General features: G+C 39.5%; 18 protein-coding genes and 1 pseudogene. 16 read left to right on the forward strand and 3 right to left on the reverse strand.

The features are described from left to right. Positions 1 to 44 precede the first annotated feature (44 nt). From J5J05_RS04890 to J5J05_RS04920, 7 genes and pseudogenes are all read left to right on the forward strand, one after another. Positions 45 to 290, forward strand: a complete 246-nt coding sequence (locus J5J05_RS04890) for a hypothetical protein (RefSeq protein WP_208559550.1) — start codon at positions 45 to 47, stop codon at positions 288 to 290. Positions 291 to 352: 62 nt separating this feature from the next. Then, positions 353 to 1,345 (forward strand): D-2-hydroxyacid dehydrogenase, encoded by a 993-nt coding sequence (locus tag J5J05_RS04895; RefSeq protein ID WP_208559551.1) that lies wholly within the window; start codon positions 353 to 355, stop codon positions 1,343 to 1,345. A 323-nt stretch (positions 1,346 to 1,668) separates the two neighbouring features. Then, positions 1,669 to 2,505 carry a BglG family transcription antiterminator LicT gene (licT, locus tag J5J05_RS04900; RefSeq protein ID WP_208559552.1) on the forward strand — a complete coding sequence of 279 codons (837 nt, stop codon included), beginning with the start codon at positions 1,669 to 1,671 and terminating at the stop codon, positions 2,503 to 2,505. Between the two features lie 172 nt (positions 2,506 to 2,677). Beyond that, complete coding sequence (locus J5J05_RS04905; protein WP_208559553.1) at positions 2,678 to 4,639, forward strand: beta-glucoside-specific PTS transporter subunit IIABC; 1,962 nt, start codon at positions 2,678 to 2,680, stop codon at positions 4,637 to 4,639. A 67-nt stretch (positions 4,640 to 4,706) separates the two neighbouring features. Then, positions 4,707 to 6,161, forward strand: coding sequence for a 6-phospho-beta-glucosidase (gene ascB / locus J5J05_RS04910; protein WP_208559554.1), 1,455 nt, complete (start codon positions 4,707 to 4,709; stop codon positions 6,159 to 6,161). A gap of 80 nt (positions 6,162 to 6,241) precedes the next feature. Further along, a pseudogene (locus tag J5J05_RS04915) lies at positions 6,242 to 7,674 on the forward strand (IS3 family transposase). Positions 7,675 to 8,010: 336 nt separating this feature from the next. After that, on the forward strand, positions 8,011 to 8,571 hold the full coding sequence (locus J5J05_RS04920; protein WP_208559555.1) for a hypothetical protein: 561 nt from the start codon (positions 8,011 to 8,013) through the stop codon (positions 8,569 to 8,571). Between the two features lie 154 nt (positions 8,572 to 8,725). Here the strand turns inward: J5J05_RS04920 and J5J05_RS04925 are convergent, their stop codons facing one another. The 3 genes from J5J05_RS04925 to J5J05_RS04935 all read right to left on the reverse strand — a co-directional run bounded on the left by J5J05_RS04925 (position 8,726) and on the right by J5J05_RS04935 (position 10,987). Further along, positions 8,726 to 9,154 carry a nuclear transport factor 2 family protein gene (locus J5J05_RS04925; RefSeq protein WP_208559556.1) on the reverse strand — a complete coding sequence of 143 codons (429 nt, stop codon included), beginning with the start codon at positions 9,152 to 9,154 and terminating at the stop codon, positions 8,726 to 8,728. A 214-nt stretch (positions 9,155 to 9,368) separates the two neighbouring features. Continuing rightward, positions 9,369 to 10,007: a hypothetical protein gene (locus J5J05_RS04930; protein ID WP_208559557.1), complete on the reverse strand. Its 639-nt coding sequence runs from the start codon at positions 10,005 to 10,007 to the stop codon at positions 9,369 to 9,371. 269 nt (positions 10,008 to 10,276) lie between these two features. Continuing rightward, positions 10,277 to 10,987, reverse strand: coding sequence for a DsbA family oxidoreductase (locus J5J05_RS04935; RefSeq protein ID WP_208559558.1), 711 nt, complete (start codon positions 10,985 to 10,987; stop codon positions 10,277 to 10,279). Between the two features lie 324 nt (positions 10,988 to 11,311). Between J5J05_RS04935 and purC the strand changes: the two genes are divergently transcribed. From purC to purD, 9 genes are all read left to right on the forward strand, one after another. Further along, positions 11,312 to 12,022, forward strand: coding sequence for a phosphoribosylaminoimidazolesuccinocarboxamide synthase (gene purC / locus J5J05_RS04940; protein WP_208559559.1), 711 nt, complete (start codon positions 11,312 to 11,314; stop codon positions 12,020 to 12,022). A 16-nt stretch (positions 12,023 to 12,038) separates the two neighbouring features. Further along, complete coding sequence (gene purS, locus J5J05_RS04945) at positions 12,039 to 12,299, forward strand: phosphoribosylformylglycinamidine synthase subunit PurS (protein WP_208559560.1); 261 nt, start codon at positions 12,039 to 12,041, stop codon at positions 12,297 to 12,299. 2 nt (positions 12,300 to 12,301) lie between these two features. Beyond that, on the forward strand, positions 12,302 to 12,985 hold the full coding sequence (gene purQ, locus J5J05_RS04950; protein WP_208559561.1) for a phosphoribosylformylglycinamidine synthase subunit PurQ: 684 nt from the start codon (positions 12,302 to 12,304) through the stop codon (positions 12,983 to 12,985). Next, complete coding sequence (gene purL / locus J5J05_RS04955; RefSeq protein WP_208559562.1) at positions 12,982 to 15,213, forward strand: phosphoribosylformylglycinamidine synthase subunit PurL; 2,232 nt, start codon at positions 12,982 to 12,984, stop codon at positions 15,211 to 15,213. The genes purQ and purL overlap by 4 nt, the downstream gene beginning before the upstream one ends. After that, entirely contained in the window at positions 15,189 to 16,643 is a 1,455-nt protein-coding gene (purF, locus tag J5J05_RS04960; protein ID WP_208559563.1) for an amidophosphoribosyltransferase, read from the forward strand. The genes purL and purF overlap by 25 nt, the downstream gene beginning before the upstream one ends. 17 nt (positions 16,644 to 16,660) lie before the next feature. Next, the gene (purM, locus tag J5J05_RS04965; protein WP_208559564.1) at positions 16,661 to 17,704 is read left to right on the forward strand and encodes a phosphoribosylformylglycinamidine cyclo-ligase; all 1,044 of its coding nucleotides are present in this window, start codon (positions 16,661 to 16,663) and stop codon (positions 17,702 to 17,704) included. Next, the gene (gene purN / locus J5J05_RS04970) at positions 17,697 to 18,302 is read left to right on the forward strand and encodes a phosphoribosylglycinamide formyltransferase (protein ID WP_208559565.1); all 606 of its coding nucleotides are present in this window, start codon (positions 17,697 to 17,699) and stop codon (positions 18,300 to 18,302) included. Before purM ends, purN begins: the two co-directional genes overlap by 8 nt. After that, positions 18,299 to 19,834, forward strand: a complete 1,536-nt coding sequence (purH, locus tag J5J05_RS04975; RefSeq protein ID WP_208559566.1) for a bifunctional phosphoribosylaminoimidazolecarboxamide formyltransferase/IMP cyclohydrolase — start codon at positions 18,299 to 18,301, stop codon at positions 19,832 to 19,834. The genes purN and purH overlap by 4 nt, the downstream gene beginning before the upstream one ends. 72 nt (positions 19,835 to 19,906) lie before the next feature. After that, positions 19,907 to 21,166, forward strand: coding sequence for a phosphoribosylamine--glycine ligase (gene purD / locus J5J05_RS04980; protein WP_208559567.1), 1,260 nt, complete (start codon positions 19,907 to 19,909; stop codon positions 21,164 to 21,166). Positions 21,167 to 21,241: the final 75 nt, after the last annotated feature.

Genomic DNA, 21,241 nt, shown 5'->3' on the forward strand with positions numbered 1-21,241 from the left:
AGGAAGTTGAACATGGAAAAAGCATTAAAGGAGTGGCTGAAAAAGTGAATGGGCGGTATCCTTTTCAACTAATCATTTGCAATGACTATGCAGATTATTTAACAAAATTAGATTCAGTCAACCAAGTTACGACATTTCAGTTTGAACATGATTGGGAAGGTGCTTATAATCACATAGAAGATCCTATCTTTATTGTCGCTAATAAAGAATCTGTAGAGATCTACAGTGTTGATGAGACATGGGACTTAGTGTGTTTAGAAACGAGGATAGATACAGAATGGTTTGCTTGAGTTGAGTATGTCGGCAACCGGTGCTAAACTGGTTTCAATAAGAAAAGAGCGGAGAATGACTGATGAAAATAATCATGTTTAGCGTAAGAGAAGATGAAAAACCAGCTGTAAAAGCTTGGGAAGAACGCAATGGTGTAGAGATCACAACAATAGCAGAACCCTTAACGACGGAAACGGTGAACTTAGTAAAAGGTTATACAGGCATTTGTCTTCAGCAAAGAGTAGATATCGTCGATGAAGAAATATACCGAAGGTTGAGTGGTTTTGGAATCAAGCAGATTGCCTTGAGAACTGCCGGTTATGATATCATTGATTTACCATTAGCTAAAAAGTATGACTTGAAAGTGACCAATGTACCAGCCTATTCTCCTACATCAGTAGCAGAACTGGTTGTCATGCAAGCACTTCGACTAATTCGTAATAACCCAATTGTCGAAGACCAAATGGCACAAGGAGACTTCCGTTGGGGCGGTATGATTGCAAAAGAAATCAATACGTTGACCGTTGGAATTATTGGAGCAGGAAAAATAGGTGGGACGACTGCTCGACTATTTAAGGCTTTGGGTGCGAGTGTGATTGCATACGATCCTATCGTTAAAGATGAACTCAAAGACGTGCTAACCTATGAACCAAACCAGCAGTCTGTCTTGGAAAAATCAGATATCGTCAGTATTCATGTCCCTTTGAATGAGTCTACCAATCAGCTAATAAATTCCGAAGCGTTCACACAGATGAAACCAGATGCTTATCTAATCAATGCAGCTAGAGGACCAATCGTTGATAATTCAGCATTAATAGTCGCTTTAGAACAAAACGAGATTGCCGGTGCGGCATTAGATACTTTACCGAATGAGCAAGCCTTTTTTAATGTCGATTTAAGAAACCAACCGTTGCCAGATGAGAATCTTAACGCTTTAATGAAAATGAATAATGTAGTGATTACCCCTCATATCGGATTTTATACGACTGTCGCGGTTCAAAATATGGTCGATAGTTCATTAGGCAGTGTACTAAGTATTTTAAAAACGGGCGTAAGCGTAAATGAAGTTCAATAAAATGGTGAAATAACTTACGAATGAGGTGCCTCTTTAAATTTTTGTGAATCATGATAGAAGAGGCACATTAGATAGGGAAGAAAAAAAGATAAATAATAATTTAAAAAAACGCTTGCAAGAATATTAAGTGCATGTTATAGTTATCTCAACAATTAAATAACGCAATCATTCAATGAAATGGATTGTTACCACACTTAATTGTATGGGCAAAACCTAAATTGATCTGAAAGCTACTCTTTTAGCGGATTTTCGCTGTATAGTAGGTTTGGGATGAGTTTAGGTTTTTTTTAATAAATTCCAATCGGGGGTGTCATAAGAGTGAAATGAAAATCGAGAAAGTACTGAATAATAATGTCGTACTAGCATTTAATGAATCAAAGCAAGAAATGGTCGTGATGGGACGAGGTATTGCTTTTCAAAAGCATGCTGGAGACGAAATCGAGTTAGATAAAATCGAAAAAACGTTTATCCCAGAGGGTCAAGATGTGATGGAACATTTATTGTCACTATATCGAGACATCGATCCAGATATTCTTGAGATTGCAACGAATGTCATCAAGTATGCTCAAGGAATATTACGCACTAGACTGAGCAATCATATCTATCTTACTTTACCAGATCACTTAAGCTATGCAATCAGCAGAGCAAAAGAAGGATTGGACATCAAAAATCCACTGACCTGGGAAATCAAGCGATTTTACAAAGTGGAATACGAAATTGGTCTGAAAGCTATAGAACTTGTTGAAAAAAACCTATCTATCCAATTACCGGAATCAGAAGCAGCAGCCGTTGCATTGCACATTGTAAATGCAAGACAAGACGAACAAGACTTGCAAGTAACGATTCGAATGACTGAGATGGTGCAGGATATACTGAATATTGTCAGCTATTATTATGGAAAGACTTTTAACGAAGAATCTTTTCAGTATACGCGATTTATTACACATCTTCAGTATTTTGCAAGACGATTACTGCAGCAAGAAAGAAAAGAAACAGAAGATACTTTTCTATACGAACAAGTGAAAAGCAAGTATGAAAAAGCCTTTAAGTGTACGGAGCGGATCAATGAGTATCTGTTAAATACGCAAGGAGCGGCACTCACGAAAGATGAACAGCTATATCTAGCGATTCATATCCAACGTGTCACAACTGAAGAGTAATCTATCATAGATGGATTGTTACTGATCTGGGCAACCGGGTGCAGGCAAAACCTAAGTTGATAGTCAGAAGCACCTCTTTTAGGGGAGAGTGTATTCATGACTATTCGTTTAGGTTTTTTTATTACTTTAAAGATAAATAAGGTAAACAACTATAAGAAAGAAGGAAAATAAAATGGCTTATGAAGAATTAGCAAAAGAGATTCTCGACAACGTCGGGGGTAAAGAAAATGTCAACAGCTTAACACATTGTATTACAAGATTACGTTTCAAATTGAAAGACGAAGAGAAAGCAAATACTGAACACCTTAAAGGAATGGACGGTGTCGTAACCGTTATGAAGAGTGGTGGACAATACCAAGTTGTTATTGGCAACCACGTACCAGACGTTTATGCACAAGTGGTTGAAGAAGGTAATTTAGGTAATGCTTCAGATTCATCATCAGATGATTCAGGTCCAAAAGGGAATCCGCTTGATCAATTTATTGATTTAGTATCAGGTATTTTCCAACCAGTTCTAGGTGTATTAGCAGCAACTGGTATGATCAAAGGGTTTAATGCACTATTTCTAGCGACTGGTTTATTGACCGATACTTCAGGAACTTATCAAATTTTAAATGCGATAGGCGATTCACTGTTTTATTTCTTCCCAATTTTCTTAGCTTATACAGCTTCTAAGAAATTTAAAGTAGCACCTTTTATTGCAATGGCAATTGGTGGTGCGTTGGTTTATCCGACGATCGCAGGGATTACAGGTGGGGAAGTAATGTACACACTTTTCCCAGATACGCTGTTTGCATCTCCCGTATATCTAGATTTCTTAGGACTACCGGTTATTCTGCCACAAGGTGGCTATGGTTCTACTGTTATTCCAATCATTTTAGCAGTATTCTTTGCTTCTAAAATTGAAAGATTGATGAAAAAGATTATTCCTGATGTTGTTAAATTATTCTTAGTGCCATTTGCTACCTTACTCGTAGTTGTACCCTTAACATTTATGGTTATTGGACCCGTCGCAAATATTGCAGCGAACATGATCGGTGCTGGAACGTTAGCTGTTTATAACTTTAGCCCAATTATTGCTGGTCTCTTGATTGGTGGATTTTGGCAAGTGCTTGTAATCTTCGGATTACACTGGGGACTTGTTCCGGTTGCCATCAATAATCTATCTGTCTACGGGTTCGACCCAATTCTAGCACTATCATTTATTGCTTCTTTTGCTCAAACTGGTGCAATCATTGGTGTGTTATTCAAAACAAAAGAAACAAAAGTCAAAACATTAGCAATACCTGCTATTATCTCAGGTTTGTTCGGTGTAACAGAGCCAGCAATCTATGGTATTTCTTTACCACTTAGAAAACCTTTCATCATCAGTTGTATCGGTGGTGCCTTGGGTGGTGCTGCATTGGCACTTTTTGAAACAAAAAGTTATATCATCGGTGGACTAGGTGTGTTTGGTTATACAAACTTCTTAGACCCAGCACAATCGGGTGTTCAAAACTTATTTATCATTATTGCTATCTCAGTAGCAGGCCTATTATTCGGCGCAATCGTAACTTACTTGGTTGGATTCGGTACACTATTTGGTGAAGCAGAAGTAGCGACTGACCAAGGAATCGAAACCAAAAATGCTTCTACAACTGAAGGTGCCATCGTTCAAGCAAATGGCGAATCATATGTAGAAAAAGAAGTGATCGAAAGTCCTCTAACAGGAACAGTATTACCGTTGAGCGAAGTAAAAGATGAAGCTTTTTCTTCAGGCGCAATGGGTAAAGGGCTAGCAATCGAACCAACAGAAGGTAAAGTGAGTTCACCAGTAAAAGGTGAGATAACAGCATTATTCCCAACAGGTCACGCAATTGGTATCACTAGTGATGAAGGCGTAGAGTTATTGATCCATGTTGGAATGGATACTGTCCAATTAGATGGTGAAGGCTTTACAACACACGTTAAAACGGGAGACCGCGTTGAAGTAGGACAGACATTGATTGAATTCGATATTGATTTAATCAAACAAGCTGGGTACCCAGTGACAACACCAGTCTTAGTCACGAATGCTGACCACTATCTAGATTTATTAACAACAGATAAAACAGCTGTATCAACAAGTGATTATCTGATGACAGTTGTCATATAAAAAAGTGTAATAGCGTACAGGCAGCAGTCAAAGGCTGCCTGTATATTATTTGAAAGGTGGAGTTAATTTGTCAGTCAAAGGATTCAAGAAAGATTTTCTATGGGGTGGCGCAACTGCGGCCAACCAATACGAGGGCGCTTATAACGAAGGCGGAAAAGGCTTGTCTACTGCCGATATGGTTAAATTTGTACCTAAAGAAGAACGTACAGGTGGACATGCATTAGATGTAACCAAAAAAGAAATCGAAGCGATTTTGGATGGTCAATCAGATGCAACATTCCCGAAACGCTTTGGTACAGATTTCTATCATAGATATGCAGAAGACATTGCATTACTAGCTGAAATGGGCTTCAAAGTATTTAGACTATCTATTAACTGGGCAAGAATTTTCCCGAATGGTGATGACCAAGAACCGAATGAAGAAGGGCTATCATTTTACGATAAAGTCTTTGATGAATGTCAAAAATACGGTATCGAACCGTTGGTTACACTTTCTCACTATGAAACACCGTTAAACCTAACATTAAAATATAATGGTTGGACAGATAGAAAAGTTGTAGACTTTTTCTTGAACTATGCAGAAACAGTATTCAAACGCTACAAAGATAAAGTCACTTACTGGCTAACATTTAATGAAATCAACATTGTCACAATGAGCCCGTATACCGGGGCAGGCGTATTAACTGAAGATGCTGAGAATCCAATGCAACTTAGTTATCAAGCGGCACATCATCAATTTGTTGCGAGTGCTTTAACGACTAAAATTGCGCGTGAAATCAACCCTGAATTCCAAATTGGTTGTATGCTAGCACGTTCGACTTTCTATCCAGAAACAAATAATCCAGAAGATGTTTTACTAGCACAGCATGAAAATCAACTGAACTTATTCTTTACAGATGTACACGCTCGTGGAGAATATCCAAGCTACATGGAACGCTACTTTGATGAGAACAATATTCAAATCAAAAAAGAGCGCGGAGATGACGAAATATTAAAAGCTTATACAGTTGACTTTATTTCTTTCAGTTACTATATGTCATTATCGGTTAGTTCAAAAGAGAGCGATGATAGCGTTGGCGGAAATCTATTTGGTGGCGTGAAAAATAACTATCTAGAAACTTCTGACTGGGGATGGCAAATCGACCCGATTGGATTACGTTATACATTAAATGATATGTATTCACGTTATCAAAAACCATTATTTATTGTTGAAAATGGTTTAGGTGCGTACGATAAAGTAGAAGAAGATGGTAGTATTCACGATGACTACCGCATTGATTACTTGAGAAAACACATTGAACAGATGAGAGAAGCTGTTAAAGATGGTGTAGATTTATTAGGATATACAAGCTGGGGCTGTATTGACTTGGTCAGTGCTTCAACCAGTGAAATGGCTAAGCGTTATGGCTTTGTCTATGTCGATCAAGATGACTTTGGCAATGGGACATTGAATCGCTCAAGAAAAGATTCATTCTTCTGGTACAAGAAAGTGATTGAATCAAATGGTGAAGATTTGGCGTAAACAACTAAATAAAGGGTGGAGCAAAATGAGCCGACCCCCAGAAGTTAGACCTAAAATCTAACTTCTGGGGGTATTTTTTTATGGCAATATATAGTTTTGAACTTAAACATGAGATAGTAAAAGCATATCTTAAAGGCGAAGGAGGAACCCCTTATTTAGCGAAAAAATATGGCGTTCCAGCTGAATCAACGGTTAGAAAATGGATAACCGCCTATAAAAATTTTGGAGAAGAAGGACTCTATAGAAGCCGAAAAAAGATCAATTATACTAGTGAATTTAAATTAAATGCGGTAGAATTGTATTTAACTACTGAATTGTCCTATCAAGAGTTAGCTGGACAGCTAAACATGAATAATCCTTCTATACTTACCAATTAGGTAATCAAGTATCGTGAAGAAGGGATTGATGGACTTTCAACTAAATCGAGAGGACGTCCGTCTGAAATGTCTAAAGAGAAAAGACAACCGAAGAGACCTAAAGTTTCTAAAGACCAATCTCTGCTTACTGACCGTGAGAAAGTTCAAGCGAAACGCATACGAGAATTGGAAATTGAAAATGCCTTTTTAAAAGAACTCAGGAGGTTGCGGAACGTGGAATCTCAAAAACGAGCGAACAACTCGCACGGATCGTCCACTTCCTCCGAGGAAGATTTAAATTAAAAGAGATTCTATCGGTCATTGATTTTCCTAAATCTACCTATATGTATTGGCAGAAAAGATTTAATAGAGAAGATCCAGATAAAGTATTAAAAGATCAATTGCTTTCTATAAGAGAGAAACATGAGAATTATGGCTACCGCCGTATCCAAAAAGAATTAGCTAGAAAAGGGACAATCGTGAACCATAAGAAGATCCAACGATTGATGAAGGAGTTAGAGATTTGTGTGACTTCATTTACACGTAAGTCACGTAAGTATAGCTCCTACAAAGGGAAAGTTGGTCACATTGCCCCAAACAAAGTGAACCGACGGTTTACCACCCCTATTCCTTATCAAAAGATTACAACGGATACATCAGAATTCAAATACTATGAAAAGAATGTTTCTGGCCAATTACAAATTAAAAAATTGTATTTAGATCCTTTTATGGATTTATTTAATCAAGAGATTGTGAGCTACAAAATAACGAAACAACCCAATGGAGAAAGTATTATGGAAGCTCTTCAAGAAGCCATTAAGGCAACGAATAGTTGCCCTTACAGGAGAACCTTCCACTCTGATCAAGGATGGGCCTATCAAATGAAAGCTTACAGTCGAGAACTGAAAATGCATAGTATTTTTCAAAGTATGTCTCGAAAAGGCAACTGTTTAGATAATAGTCCAATAGAAAATTTTTTCAGTATTTTAAAACAAGAAATGTATTACGGAAAGATATTCAAAAGTTTTAGTGAGTTAAAAATGGCGATTGAATCTTTCATTACTTACTACAATGAAGAACGTATGAAAGAACGATTGAATTGGTTAAGTCCAATCGAATATCGGCGAACTCATGCAAATGAGTGTAAAACAGCATAAAAAAACAGAGCAGAATATCTGCTCTGAAAAAGTCTAACTTTTTGGGGTCACTATAAAAGTTCCACTCTCTTTTTTTTGCACCATATCTAGTGGAAATACAATGTGAATTTATCATGAATAGATTTTCTGGTCTAATCTAATTGCTTTAGGAATCGGGAAAAAGTGCTTGAGTGATTAAAGTATTTAATGTATTTTTTAACTTAAATAGATGTACTATATCTTAATCGTTCTTTACTGATACATATGCAAGGATTTGTTAATTATATTTGAGAAGATAATAGAAAATTGGTGGAGCAAAAAGAAAAAGAGTTGTTTCATTAATAAAGGAGAATGTAGATGAATGATACTTTTTACGGGGTTATTTCTCCAGGGAATCCAGTAAAAGACAAGCAAGTAGAAGAATTGATGAAAAAATATAAAGACCGAATAAACGATGTAGAAACTAAAACAGCCCCTCTAGCAGTAGTCAAAAAATTAGTAGACATAGAAGCTTACCCAATGAATCGTATTGCAAAAATTCATTTAACGATTCTTGAACAAAATTGTAGGCACATGCCAACTTATAGAGGAGAAAAAATCACTCTACAGTTTTATAAAGTGCTACATAATGGAAAAAGTCGATTGTACTATGATGAATTCAGTACATTTGGTGAAAGTATGTTTCAGCTGTATTTTGAGCAACCAACGATGCTGATTGTTTTTGACGAGAAGCTAGACCTGGTAGAATCCGGTAGTTTGTTATTCGACTACGATTATACTTTTTTAAGAGGAATCACAGCTAGTGATAGTACAAATGAATCATTGGATTTGATCAACTATTTAGCCATGATAGATAGTTTTGAAACACTCATTGAGGAGGGAAAGGGAAGACTAGGTTTATTGGGAGATAAGTGGTAAGGGATGTATGACGAAGAATTGATGCACATGTAAAGAGCGCCCGTCTAGTAATGTTATATACTCGACGAGCGCTTTTTATATTAAATAAAGTTTTTTTGCATTTTCTTATAGTGTTTACTGATTGCTGCTGAGAATTATAAAGCGAGCAGCCTGTTTAATGTTGCGTAGACAATGGACTATCAGATAAAGCCCAGCCTTCTACAACACGTGCACCTTCGGTATTGTCATTATCTTTAAAGTTTACAAATTCCATCGTGTGTTGAGTAGTAGCTTCACCCGTGTGGATGTTTTTAATGGTAACAGTATAGCGAATGGCACACCAGTCATCTTTGATGAGCATATTATCGAATTCGCCTAAATCCATCGTATAGTGCTCGAATAACTCTCCCATCATATCTTTGTATTCCTGCAAGGTCATTCTTTTCCCATACACATTATAATGAGCATCTGGTTCATAAAGTTTATTGCACCATTCTAGCCAACCATCATACCCGCCATTCCAATTCTTAAATCCATTGAGTAATCTTTCTTCGATTCTTTGTTCAAGGGTTTTCTCTGCTTTATCTGTGGCTATTTGACTCATAATATAATCTCCTCTTTCTCCTGTATAGTGATTTTATTTGCCGACATAACTTCCGGGTATAGTGATAACGCATTCGTTCCCAAAGACTTGTTATTCAATATGACCAAGTTGTTATGTCTTGCTTACTTACGAGTATAGAGGCTAAAGGTAAAGTCAAGGTGAAGACAAGTAAAACTAATGTAAACATTTCCTAAGGCTAGCTGATGATTTTTCGTCACTTCATTTGAAATAATTTCGTTGTTCGCAACAACATCAACAAACTTACTAAGAAAATAATAAAACTCATGAAATATCCGCCATAGCCGATGAGGCGAACTGTATTGACAGAGTCGCTGGCACTAGCAAAGGACATAATGGCTGTTTGTGTTAAGTGCAAGGAGATCAAAGAGGAAGTTAGATTAATCATTTTTAAAGATTCAATTAAGAGATTAGCCTTTTTCCTAGCAACGATAATGCCGATCATTGCTAGAGTGAGTTCAATAAAAGCAAAGAGCGCAATGCCGATGCTGAGGATCATGGGATAAGTGGTCAGTTCATAGGTAGTTAAAAAGATTCTTTTACAGTACAGACTATAAACGATACTAATGACCAAGATAAGGATGGCCGTTGATTTATATACTTTTCTTTCATCTATTATTCCCCGATCACGATTTGAATTTGTTTTGGAAATAGTAGATTTCGCTATAGCCAGCATTAAATTATAGAAGGCGTGGATAAATAAAAATAATGAAAGTGTCGCAATGCTAATGACTATTTTGACAATAGCAAATGAAGCATGTGTGTAGATGGCATAATTAATCCATTGAAAGGGATTTTGCTTTTTATAAATAGGGGGAACGAGGTGCTTATACATCGTGGACCGCCTTTCTACTAATTTAAATTGAATAAACACGAAGCGTTTTACTTATGTAGTAACTTAAATAATCTCACCTATAAATAGTAGCGTATGGCCGTAAAACAAACGTAAACAGTTGATTCAAATCATAAACTAAATGGAGATCATACTTTATAGACTGCTCGCAGCTGAGTGTATCAATGATGTAATTGAAAGTAATCACAAAAAAGCACAAGTATCATACTGAATAAATTCAGTCATGATGCTTGTGCTTTTTAAAGGTAGCGTTAAATTGAACAGCTGCCATCTTCGCAGATACCAGTGTTGGTGTCGCCGAGTATTTGTAAACTAGGCTTAATCCCTAATTCATCCGCTACTGTTTGTAGGGTTTGTTGGAAAAGTTCTTGTGGTTGAGCACCAGAGATAGCATATTTACGTTCGAGTACAAAGAATGGAACGCCTTGAACGCCGATAGCTTGTGCTTCTTGAATATCTTGAGAAACCGCATCTGCATAGCGATCGCTTGAGAGCACTGCTTGTGCCTCTTCGCGAGATAAGCCAACTTGTTCAGCTACGTCTAACAAGACCGTGTCTTCATTTAAAGCACGATTGTCTGAAAAATGCGCCGCTAATAAAGCTTCGTCTATTTCAGGACCTTTACCCTTTTCCTCCGCAAATTTTGCCAATCGATGGGCTTTTTTAGTATTTGCATTGATCATTTTAGAAAAATCATACGTTAAGCCCACGCTTTGTGCACGTTCGGTTACGGCGCTAAACATTTCTTCAACTTGTTGATCGTTCATTCCTTTTTTCTTCATCAAGCTCTCTTTGACAGGTTGATCATCTGTTAGAGAGGTTGTTGGATCTAGTTCATATGCTTTGAATTGTACGTCTACTTGTCCGCTTAAGCCTGTTTCTTTAATGGCTTTTTCAAGTTCTCGTTTTCCAATATAACAAAATGGACAGACATAATCTGACCAGACTTCTATTTTTATCATGTTCCCACGCTTCTTCCTAAAAGTAAGTAACTATACTATATCAACCTCTCTGATGAAATACAATAACAATTATGGTCGACCTATTATAAAAGTAATAGGTATTAGCAGTATTGTTCGTTTTAATAGGTTTTTTATATTTAGATGGTTAGTATTTCAATTAAACAGAATGCAAATACGAACAATAAAGATATTTAAGATGTGAATGTACCGATAAAGGTTGACTCAATTCTGACTACGACTTATGATGAATTTAGATAATAACATTACGGATTTAATCAACTGGAATGTTCGGTTATAAGCGTTTTTGAGATGGAGGCATATTTGGTGAAAAAAAAAGCATTGTTGTACGAAGGAAAAGCGAAAGCACTTTACGAGACAAGTGATCCTTCTCTTTTATGGGTCGTTTACAAGAACCAGGCAACTGCTGGTAATGGTGCCAAAAAAGAAATGATTGCTGGAAAAGGAAAGTTGAATAATCAAATTACGAGTGAACTGTTCGATGCATTGAAAGAAGAAGGAATCAATAGTCACTTTGTTAAACAGCTTTCTGAAACAGAACAGCTTATTCAAAAAGTGGACATGTTTAAATTAGAAGTAGTCGTTCGAAACATTGCTGCTGGGAGTTTCTCGAAACGGTTAGGAATCGAAAAAGGGAGGGTTCTTCCTTTCCCTTTAGTTGAATACTACTTGAAAGAAGACGCACTTGATGATCCTATCATTAACGAAGATCATATAAAAATACTGGATTTAGCAACTCAAGAGGAGCTTGCAGAAATCAGTCGTCAAGCCTTGTTAATCAATCGTGCACTCACTGAGTTGTTTGCATCACTAGATATTCGATTAGTCGATTTTAAATTGGAATTTGGAAAAACAGAAGACGAGACGATTGTTTTAGCAGATGAAATCTCACCGGACACTTGTCGATTATGGGATGCAAACACGAACGATAGCCTGGATAAAGATATTTTTAGAAATGATCTCGGAGACATTATTCCTTTATATGAAGAAATATTGAAGCGACTAAAACAACGATAAAAGGAGAACGAAACGTATGTATAACGTAAAAGTTTATGTTACTTATAAAGAATCCATTCTCGATCCTCAAGGAGAAGCTATTCGGGGTGCCGTTCATCGCATGGGGTTTGATGAAATCGAAGATATTAGAATGGGAAAATACTTTGAGATCAAAGTTTCTCGTCAAGAAGATCGTGCGATTGAAGACACGATCGAAACGATATGCGATCAGTTACTCGCAAATGTCGTCATGGAATCTTATCGTTGTGAGATTGAAGCAGTAAAGGAGACGGTATAACGATGCGTTTTGCGGTTATTCAATTTCCTGGATCCAATTGTGATGTGGACTTGTTACATGCGATTAAGGACGGGACTGGAGAAGAAGCAGCCTATGTAGCACATACAGAAAGTAGTTTAGAAGGATTCGATGGTGTTTTACTGCCAGGTGGTTTTTCGTATGGGGATTATTTGAGAAGTGGCGCTATTTCTCGTTTCTCTAATATAATGAGTGAAGTCATTCGATTCGCTGAAGAAGGAAAGCCAGTGTTTGGAACGTGCAACGGATTCCAAATTTTAGTAGAAGCAGGTTTGTTGCTAGGCGCGCTTCAGCGAAACAAGGATTTGCATTTTATTTGTAAAAATGTCGAGTTGAACGTTGAGAATAACCAAACGTCGTTTACGACTTTGTATGAACAAGGCGAACGATTGACGATTCCTGTGGCTCACGGTGAAGGGAGCTACTACTGCGATTCAGAAACGCTCCAAGTGCTGAAAGAAAATAAACAGATCGTCTTCACCTATGCTGATGAAAATCCAAATGGCTCTATAGCCAATATTGCCGGTATCATCAACGAAAAAGGAAATGTATTAGGCATGATGCCGCATCCAGAACGGGCGATTGAGTTATTGCTTGGCTCGGAAGATGGCTTGCGCTTTTTCCAATCCATGGTACAGAACTTTGCAAAGGAGACCACGAGCGTATGAAAACCATCCAAGAACCAACAGCTGAAATGATCAAAGATCAAAAAATCTACGCAGAATGGGGTTTGACGGACGAAGAATTTCGAATGATCTCGGAAGATATATTGGGTCGTTTACCTAATTACACAGAAACCGGCTTGTTCTCTGTTATGTGGAGTGAACATTGCTCTTATAAAAATTCTAAACCTGTTCTACGTAAATTTCCTACAGATGGTCCACAAGTTTTACAAGGGCCTGGTGAGGGTGCAGGAATCGTTGATATTGGCGACGGTCAGGCGGTCGTTTTTAAAGCAGAAAGTCATAATCACCCTTCCGCAGTTGAACCGTACGAAGGTGCTGCGACAGGAGTGGGCGGTATTATTCGAGATATATTCAGTATGGGCGCTCGTCCAATCGCGATGTTGGACTCGTTAAGGTTTGGAGAACTCGATAATGAACGAACAAAATACTTATTAGAAGAGGTTGTGGCTGGGATTGGTGGCTACGGGAACTGTATCGGTATCCCAACAGTTGGTGGCGAAATTGCTTTTGATCCAGTCTATAGAGGAAACCCGCTCGTGAACGCAATGTGTGTTGGATTGATCGATCACAAAGATATTCAAAAAGGTCAGGCTAAAGGGGTCGGTAATACGATCATGTATGTTGGTGCAAAAACTGGTCGCGATGGCATTCATGGTGCTACTTTTGCGTCAGTTGAATTCAGCGACGAAGAAGAGTCGGAACGTTCGGCAGTTCAAGTCGGTGATCCCTTCATGGAAAAACTATTGATGGAAGCTTGTCTAGAATTGATTCAAGACCATCAAGACATTCTCGTTGGGATTCAGGACATGGGCGCAGCGGGGCTGGTTTCTTCTAGTTCTGAAATGGCTTCTAAAGCGGGAAGTGGAATGGTCTTGAATCTTGATGATGTTCCACAAAGAGAAACACATATGACGCCATACGAAATGATGTTATCAGAATCTCAAGAACGTATGCTGATTTGCATAACAAAAGGTTCCGAAGAACGTGTGCAAGCATTATTCTCTAAGTATGACTTAGATGCCGTTAACATTGGACACGTTACAGATGATGGGCAATATCGTTTATACCACCATGGCGTAAAAGTAGCAGACCTGCCTGTAGATGCGCTAGCAGAAGAAGCACCTGTCTACAACAAGCCTTACAGTGAACCAGAAAGAATCCAACGTTACAAAGAGATGGCTGATTTTTATCCAACCATCACAGATGCTAGTGAAACCTTAAAGCAGCTTTTGCAACAACCGACGATTGCCTCAAAAAAATCGATATTCGAGACCTATGATTCGATGGTTCGGACGAACACAGTTGTTGGACCAGGAAGTGATGCAGCTGTCCTTCGCATTCGTGGCACACAAAAAGCTTTAGCCATGACAACAGACTGTAACGCGCGCTATTTATATTTAAATCCAGAAGTTGGTGGTCAAATGGCAGTTGCAGAAGCAGCTAGAAATATTGTGGCCAGTGGTGGTCAGCCTTTAGCTATTACAGATTGTCTGAATTACGGAAACCCAGATAAACCAGAAGTGTTCTGGGAATTATGGACATCCGCTGATGGGATTGCAACGGCTTGCGAGACATTGGGTACACCCGTTATCTCGGGAAATGTTTCGCTATATAATGAAACCAATGGAGAAGCCATTTATCCAACGCCAATGATTGGGATGGTCGGTTTAGTAAAAGACCTTGCTCATGTGACTACGTCCGATTTCAAACAATTAGGAGATCGTATCATTCTAGTTGGTCAAACAAAACCGGACTTCAATGGAACAGAGTTGCAGAAGTTACAATTAGGGAAAATCGAGGGCAACTTATTCGATTTTGATATTCAAAAAGAAAAAACGATTCAAGACAAGGTACTAGAAGCGATTCGCCAAGGCTGGATACAAAGCGCACATGATCTCTCAGAGGGTGGACTAGGCGTTGCCCTGGTTGAATCAGCTTTTAAAGAAAGTTTCGGTCTAGATGTAGCAGTCGATATGCCTAAAGAATGGCTATTCTCCGAATCACCTTCTCGATTTATTTTATCTGTAAAACCTGAACAGGTAGAAAATGTCTTAGCATTATTCAACGGAGATGCGGTGAACATCGGTGAAGTAACCGATACACCAACCGTTAGGATAAAAACGCAAGATCAACAAGTAACAGGTGACATCAATGAATTGAAAACAGTATGGGAGGGCGCGATTCCGTGGTTGCTGAAATCAAAAGTTTAAACGAAGAATGTGGCATTTTTGGCGTCTGGGGACATCCAGATGCAGCTAGCTTAAATTATTTTGGTCTACACAGCTTACAGCATCGTGGACAAGAAGGTGCCGGTATCGTCTCAAATCATCATGGACGATTAAAAGGACATCGAGACCTCGGTCTACTATCAGATGTTTTCAAAGACGAAAGAGAATTAGCCAGATTAGTCGGAGAAGCAGCGATTGGCCATGTCAGATACAGCACAGCTGGCAGTAATAGTATCTTAAATATCCAACCCTTCCTCTTCAAATTTCACGATGAAGAAATCGCGCTAGCACATAACGGCAATCTCATAAACGCAACAACGCTTAGAAAAGAACTAGAAGAAGAAGGCGCGATCTTTCATTCTAATTCAGATACTGAAGTTTTGATGCACCTGATTCGTCGTAGCAAACAGCCCACACTATTAGAAAGAATCAAGGAAAGTTTAAACGTCATTAAAGGTGCCTTTGCATACTTGATGATGACACCAAATGCAATGATCGGCGCGCTTGACCCGAATGGATTCAGACCCCTTTCAATCGGTCAGATGGAAAATGGCGCATATGTTCTTGCAAGCGAAACTTGTGCATTAGACGTGGTCGGCGCTACGTTCATTCGCTCGGTAGAGCCAGGGGAAATGGTCATTGTAAACGATGAAGGCTACCAAATTGAAAAGTATACAGAAGATACGTTATTACAGATCTGTTCGATGGAATATATCTATTTTGCACGACCTGATTCAGATATTGCAGGCGTCAACGTGCATACAGCGCGAAAAAATATGGGTAGAAAACTAGCGCAAGAATCACCAGTCGATGCGGACATGGTAATTGGTGTGCCGAATTCTTCCTTGTCAGCCGCAAGTGGTTATGCAGAAGAAAGTGGCATTCCTTACGAGATGGGCCTTGTCAAGAATCAGTATGTGGCAAGAACGTTTATCCAACCTACGCAAGCGTTGCGTGAACAAGGGGTACGAATGAAACTCTCTGCCGTCAGGGGAGTTGTTGCGGGGAAAAAAGTCATCATGGTCGACGACTCGATCGTGCGCGGTACAACGAGTAAACGTATCGTTCAATTACTGAAAGATGCAGGTGCTGCGGAAGTTCATGTAAGAATCTCTTCACCACCACTAAAATACCCTTGTTTTTACGGTATTGATATCCAAAATCAGAAAGAACTGATTGCAGCAGATCACTCTGTTGATGAAATCAGAGAAGTCATTGGTGCAGATAGTCTGTCCTTTTTAAGTATCGATGGCACCGTTGATTCGATCGGCCTACAATTCGATGCACCACACAATGGTCTTTGTATGGCTTACTTTACAGGGGATTACCCAACAGCGCTTTATGACTACGAAATTGATTATCTGCATACATTAGAAAAAATCAATGAACGAGATCCATTATTACACACATAATCAGGAGGTTCACTTAGATGGGAAATGCTTATGCCAACGCCGGAGTAGATGTAGAAGCAGGTTACGAAACGGTCGAAAGAATCAAGAAACATGCAAAACGAACAGAACGATTAGGCGTGATGGGCGCTTTAGGCGGTTTCGGAGGAGCATTTGACTTATCAGCGATTGCTGTCAAAGAGCCTGTCTTGGTTTCTGGAACGGATGGTGTCGGTACGAAATTGTTGCTTGCAATCGAGCAAGGTAAACATGATACGATCGGAATCGACTGTGTAGCGATGTGTGTGAATGATATCTTGGCACAAGGCGCAGAACCGCTTTATTTCTTAGACTATATTGCGACAGGAAAAACTGTTCCAGAACGAATGGAGCAAATCGTGGCCGGCGTTTCTGAAGGTTGTGTACAGGCTGGCGCAGCGTTGATTGGTGGAGAAACGGCTGAAATGCCAGATATGTATGAAGAGAATGCTTACGATCTTGCTGGGTTTTGTGTAGGGGTCGCGGAGAAATCACAGCTACTCACAACAGAAAAAGTTAAAGCGGGCGACCAATTGATTGGGTTACCTTCTAGTGGCGTCCATTCCAATGGCTACTCACTTGTTCGCAAAATCTTTTTTCAGCAAAACGATTACACAATGGATGCAAAAATGGAAGGATTGGCAGGTCAGATGCTTGGAGAAGTTTTACTTGAACCAACTAGAATTTACGTACCATCGGTTTTACCGTTGATCAAAGCAGAACTGATTCATGGTGTTTCCCATATTACTGGTGGTGGATTTGTTGAAAATCTTCCAAGAATGTTGCCGGAAAATCTTGGTATAAAGATCAAGAAAGGGACATGGACAATTCCAGCAATCTTTGATTTACTGAAAACGGAAGGCAACCTAACGGCTGATGAGTGTTATGAGATTTTCAATATGGGTATCGGTATGGTCTTAGCGGTACCTGAGGAGCATGTAGCAGTCGTAATGGAAAGGTTAAGAGAATGTGGAGAAACACCGGCAAGAATAGGTGTCGTTCAAGAAAAATCAGTGCAAGCTAAAGAGGCGATTATCTTTGAGTAAACAAGTTAGAACACGTCTAGCTATTTTTGCATCAGGTAGTGGATCAAATTTTGAAGTGATTGCCAAAGCGATTCAATCCGGAAAAATCAATGCGGAACTTTGTTTACTTATCTGCGATCAACCCGAAGCGTATGTGCTTAAAAGAGCGGAAGCAAGTGGGATTGAGGCGCGTTTACTTCAACCCAACCAGTATTTGAATAAAATGACATTTGAACAAGCTGTTCTTGGAGTGCTGAAAGAAATGAAGATTGATTTGATTATACTAGCTGGTTATATGCGAATCGTTGGAAAAACTTTACTAGGAGCGTATCCCGATCGTATCTTGAATATCCATCCATCATTACTGCCGTTTTTTCCGGGGAAACAAGCTGTTTTAGACGCTTTTGCAGCAGGTGTAAAGGAAACGGGTGTCACCGTTCATTTGGTTGATCAAGGCATCGATACAGGCCCTATTTTGTCTCAAAAGAAAGTCATGGTAGAATCAGGTGATACGTTGACATCACTGGAAGAGAAGGTACATAAAGTTGAGCATTCGATGTATCCGTATGTGATTCAAACGTATATTGAAAAGTTGCAGAAGGAGCAGGTACATTCATGAAACGAGCATTAATTAGCGTATCAGATAAAACAAATGTTGTAGCATTTGCACAAGCATTGGTTCAAAATGGTGTGGAAATCATTTCAACAGGTGGGACTAAAAAGGTTTTAGAAGAAGCAGGCGTTTCGACGATCTCGATTGAATCCGTCACTGGTTTTCCAGAAATGATGGATGGGCGTGTTAAAACGTTACATCCATTGATTCACGGAGGATTGTTAGGACGCAGAGATCTTGATCGCCACATGGAAGCGATGGCGGCACATGATATCACACCAATCGATTATGTCTGTGTGAACCTTTATCCGTTTAAAGAAACGATTACAAAAGCAGATGTCACACCAGAAGAAGCCATTGAGCAAATCGATATTGGTGGACCAAGTATGTTGCGCAGTGCAGCAAAAAACTTTGCGGCAGTCACTGTTGTCGTTGATGCAGCGGATTATACAAAAGTTATCGAAGAAATAGCGGAAAATGGTGAAACGACTCTTGAGACCAGACAAGCGTTGGCGGCGAAAGTTTTCCGTCATACAGCAAGTTATGATGCGCTGATCGCTGATTATTTAACTGACTTGTCAGGTGAAGAAGACCCTGAATCTGTGACAGTGACGTACACAAAAAAACAAGCCTTGCGGTATGGTGAAAACAGTCACCAGTCAGCTGTCTTCTATGAAGACCCAATGGCGGGCGCTTACTCAATCGCGAAAGCGACACAGTTACATGGGAAAGCACTATCTTATAATAATATCAAAGATGCAGATGCAGCGATTCGCATGGCGAGAGAATTCACAGAACCTGTAGCTGTCGCTGTCAAACACATGAATCCTTGTGGAATTGGTACGGGTGAAACCATTGAACAAGCCTTCGACCGTGCATATGAAGCAGATAGCATCTCTATATTTGGTGGTATCGTCGTGCTGAATAGAGAAGTTTCACTCGAGGTAGCGGAAAAACTACACAAAATCTTTTTAGAGATCGTCATTGCACCAAGTTTTTCAAAAGAAGCACTTGAACGCTTAAGTACGAAGAAAAATATTCGCTTATTAGCATTAGACTTTACGGAAGCCGCTTCTGGAGGGAAAGAACTTGTTTCAGTCCTTGGCGGTTTAATGGTGCAAGATCAAGACTGGATTGATAACGTCGATCAACCTGAATGGAAAGTCGTGACCAAGACGCAGCCAACAGCTGAACAAATGGAAGCAATGGTTTTTAATTGGAAAGTCGTCAAGCATGTGAAAAGTAATGCCATTGTTGTGGGTAACCGCGAGCGTACGCTCGGCATCGGTGCTGGACAGATGAATCGTGTTGGCGCCGTGAAAATTGCAATCGAACAAGCCGCTGATCAAGCTAGCGGAGCTGTTCTAGCAAGTGATGCTTTCTTCCCAATGGACGATAGCGTAGCCTATGCAGCTGAACATGGTATCAAAGCGATCATCCAACCTGGCGGCAGTATCAAGGATCAAGCATCTATTGATAAAGCTGATGAAAACGGGATTGCAATGGTTTTGACAGGTACGCGTCACTTTAGACATTAATATTCGAAAAAGGAAGAGAAGGAACACGCTCTTCCTTTTTTACATAACAATTCTTGAAAAGAGGAATCGTAAATGAAGTTACTTGTGATTGGAAGCGGCGGTCGTGAACATGCAATCGCCAGCAAATTGAATCAAAGCCCCTTAACTGAAAAAGTGTATTGTGTTCCAGGTAACCCAGGAATGGCCTTAGAAGGTATTTTTACAGCGGACATTTCACTGACGGATCATGAAAAGCTGATGCAGTTTGCAGTAGATCATGAGATTGAGTGGACGATTATCGGTCCAGAGGTTCCACTATTTAATGGATTAGCAGATGATTTTCACAAAAATGGGCTGCGTGTATTCGGCCCTTCTAAAGCGGCAACGCTGATTGAAGCCTCAAAAGCTTTTGCAAAAGAACTGATGGATCAACAACAAATCCCAACGGCAGCTTATCAAGTTTTTAGTGATTACCAAGATGCCTGTCGTTATGTTGAGAAGCAAGGTGCGCCAATCGTTATAAAGGCAGACGGTCTTGCTTCTGGTAAAGGCGTTGTTGTTGCACAAACCGTATTGGAAGCGCAGATAGCCTTAAAAGAAATGATGCAAGACCACAAATTTGGTCAGTCTGCTTCGCAAGTTGTGATTGAAGAATGCTTGGTGGGAGAAGAATTTTCTTTAATGGCTTTTGTGAACGGAGAAGAGGTCTATCCAATGCCGATTTCACAAGACCATAAGCGACTCCTCGAAAATGATCAAGGACCAAACACCGGTGGGATGGGTGCTTACTCTCCTGTACCGCATATCTCTGCGTCCATTGTAGATGAAGCAATCAGAAAGATTTTGATACCTGCGGCAAAAGGACTGGCGGATAGTCAGACACCTTTTACTGGTGTACTCTATGCGGGTATCATTTCAACGGATGCGGGTCCAAAAACGATTGAATTTAACGCGCGATTTGGCGATCCTGAGACACAAGTGGTTTTGAATCGATTGGAATCAGATCTTGCTCAAGTCATTACTGATTTGCTAGAAGATAAGAAACCGAACATTAACTGGAAAAAATCAGGGGTAGATTTAGGCGTTGTTGTAGCGGCTAAAGGCTATCCAGCAACTTATGCAGTTGACATTCCGATCCACGTTGGACAAATGGAAGAAACGACGGTTTATTATGCGGGCGTTAAAGAAATGGCTAACGCACTTTATTCGAATGGGGGACGCGTTTATTTGATTGAAGCGCAAGGTAGTGATATCTTAGATGCGCAGCGGAAGGTTTACAACCAACTAATGCAGCTCGATACAAAGCAATTGGTTTACAGAAAAGATATTGGAGATAAAGCAAAGCGTAGATAAAAGACTGTGTAATGGGATTGTTTAGGTCATAGGGAGTACGGTTTGTTATAGTCATCAAACTGTAATAATCGAATT

Source organism: Marinilactibacillus kalidii (assembly GCF_017599325.1).
In the GTDB taxonomy this organism is placed as follows: Bacteria; Bacillota; Bacilli; order Lactobacillales; family Carnobacteriaceae_A; genus Marinilactibacillus; species Marinilactibacillus kalidii.

What these genes read in the sequence shown, in the direction of transcription:
- J5J05_RS04895 (WP_208559551.1), top strand. Translation starts at nt 353, where the DNA reads ATGAAAATAATCATGTTTAGCGTAAGAGAAGATGAAAAACCAGCTGTA.
- licT (WP_208559552.1), top strand. Translation starts at nt 1,669, where the DNA reads ATGAAAATCGAGAAAGTACTGAATAATAATGTCGTACTAGCATTTAAT.
- J5J05_RS04905 (WP_208559553.1), top strand. Translation starts at nt 2,678, where the DNA reads ATGGCTTATGAAGAATTAGCAAAAGAGATTCTCGACAACGTCGGGGGT.
- J5J05_RS04920 (WP_208559555.1), top strand. Translation starts at nt 8,011, where the DNA reads ATGAATGATACTTTTTACGGGGTTATTTCTCCAGGGAATCCAGTAAAA.
- J5J05_RS04925 (WP_208559556.1), bottom strand. Translation starts at nt 9,154, where the DNA reads ATGAGTCAAATAGCCACAGATAAAGCAGAGAAAACCCTTGAACAAAGA.
- J5J05_RS04930 (WP_208559557.1), bottom strand. Translation starts at nt 10,007, where the DNA reads ATGTATAAGCACCTCGTTCCCCCTATTTATAAAAAGCAAAATCCCTTT.
- J5J05_RS04935 (WP_208559558.1), bottom strand. Translation starts at nt 10,987, where the DNA reads ATGATAAAAATAGAAGTCTGGTCAGATTATGTCTGTCCATTTTGTTAT.
- purS (WP_208559560.1), top strand. Translation starts at nt 12,039, where the DNA reads ATGTATAACGTAAAAGTTTATGTTACTTATAAAGAATCCATTCTCGAT.
- purQ (WP_208559561.1), top strand. Translation starts at nt 12,302, where the DNA reads ATGCGTTTTGCGGTTATTCAATTTCCTGGATCCAATTGTGATGTGGAC.
- purL (WP_208559562.1), top strand. Translation starts at nt 12,982, where the DNA reads ATGAAAACCATCCAAGAACCAACAGCTGAAATGATCAAAGATCAAAAA.
- purM (WP_208559564.1), top strand. Translation starts at nt 16,661, where the DNA reads ATGGGAAATGCTTATGCCAACGCCGGAGTAGATGTAGAAGCAGGTTAC.
- purH (WP_208559566.1), top strand. Translation starts at nt 18,299, where the DNA reads ATGAAACGAGCATTAATTAGCGTATCAGATAAAACAAATGTTGTAGCA.
- purD (WP_208559567.1), top strand. Translation starts at nt 19,907, where the DNA reads ATGAAGTTACTTGTGATTGGAAGCGGCGGTCGTGAACATGCAATCGCC.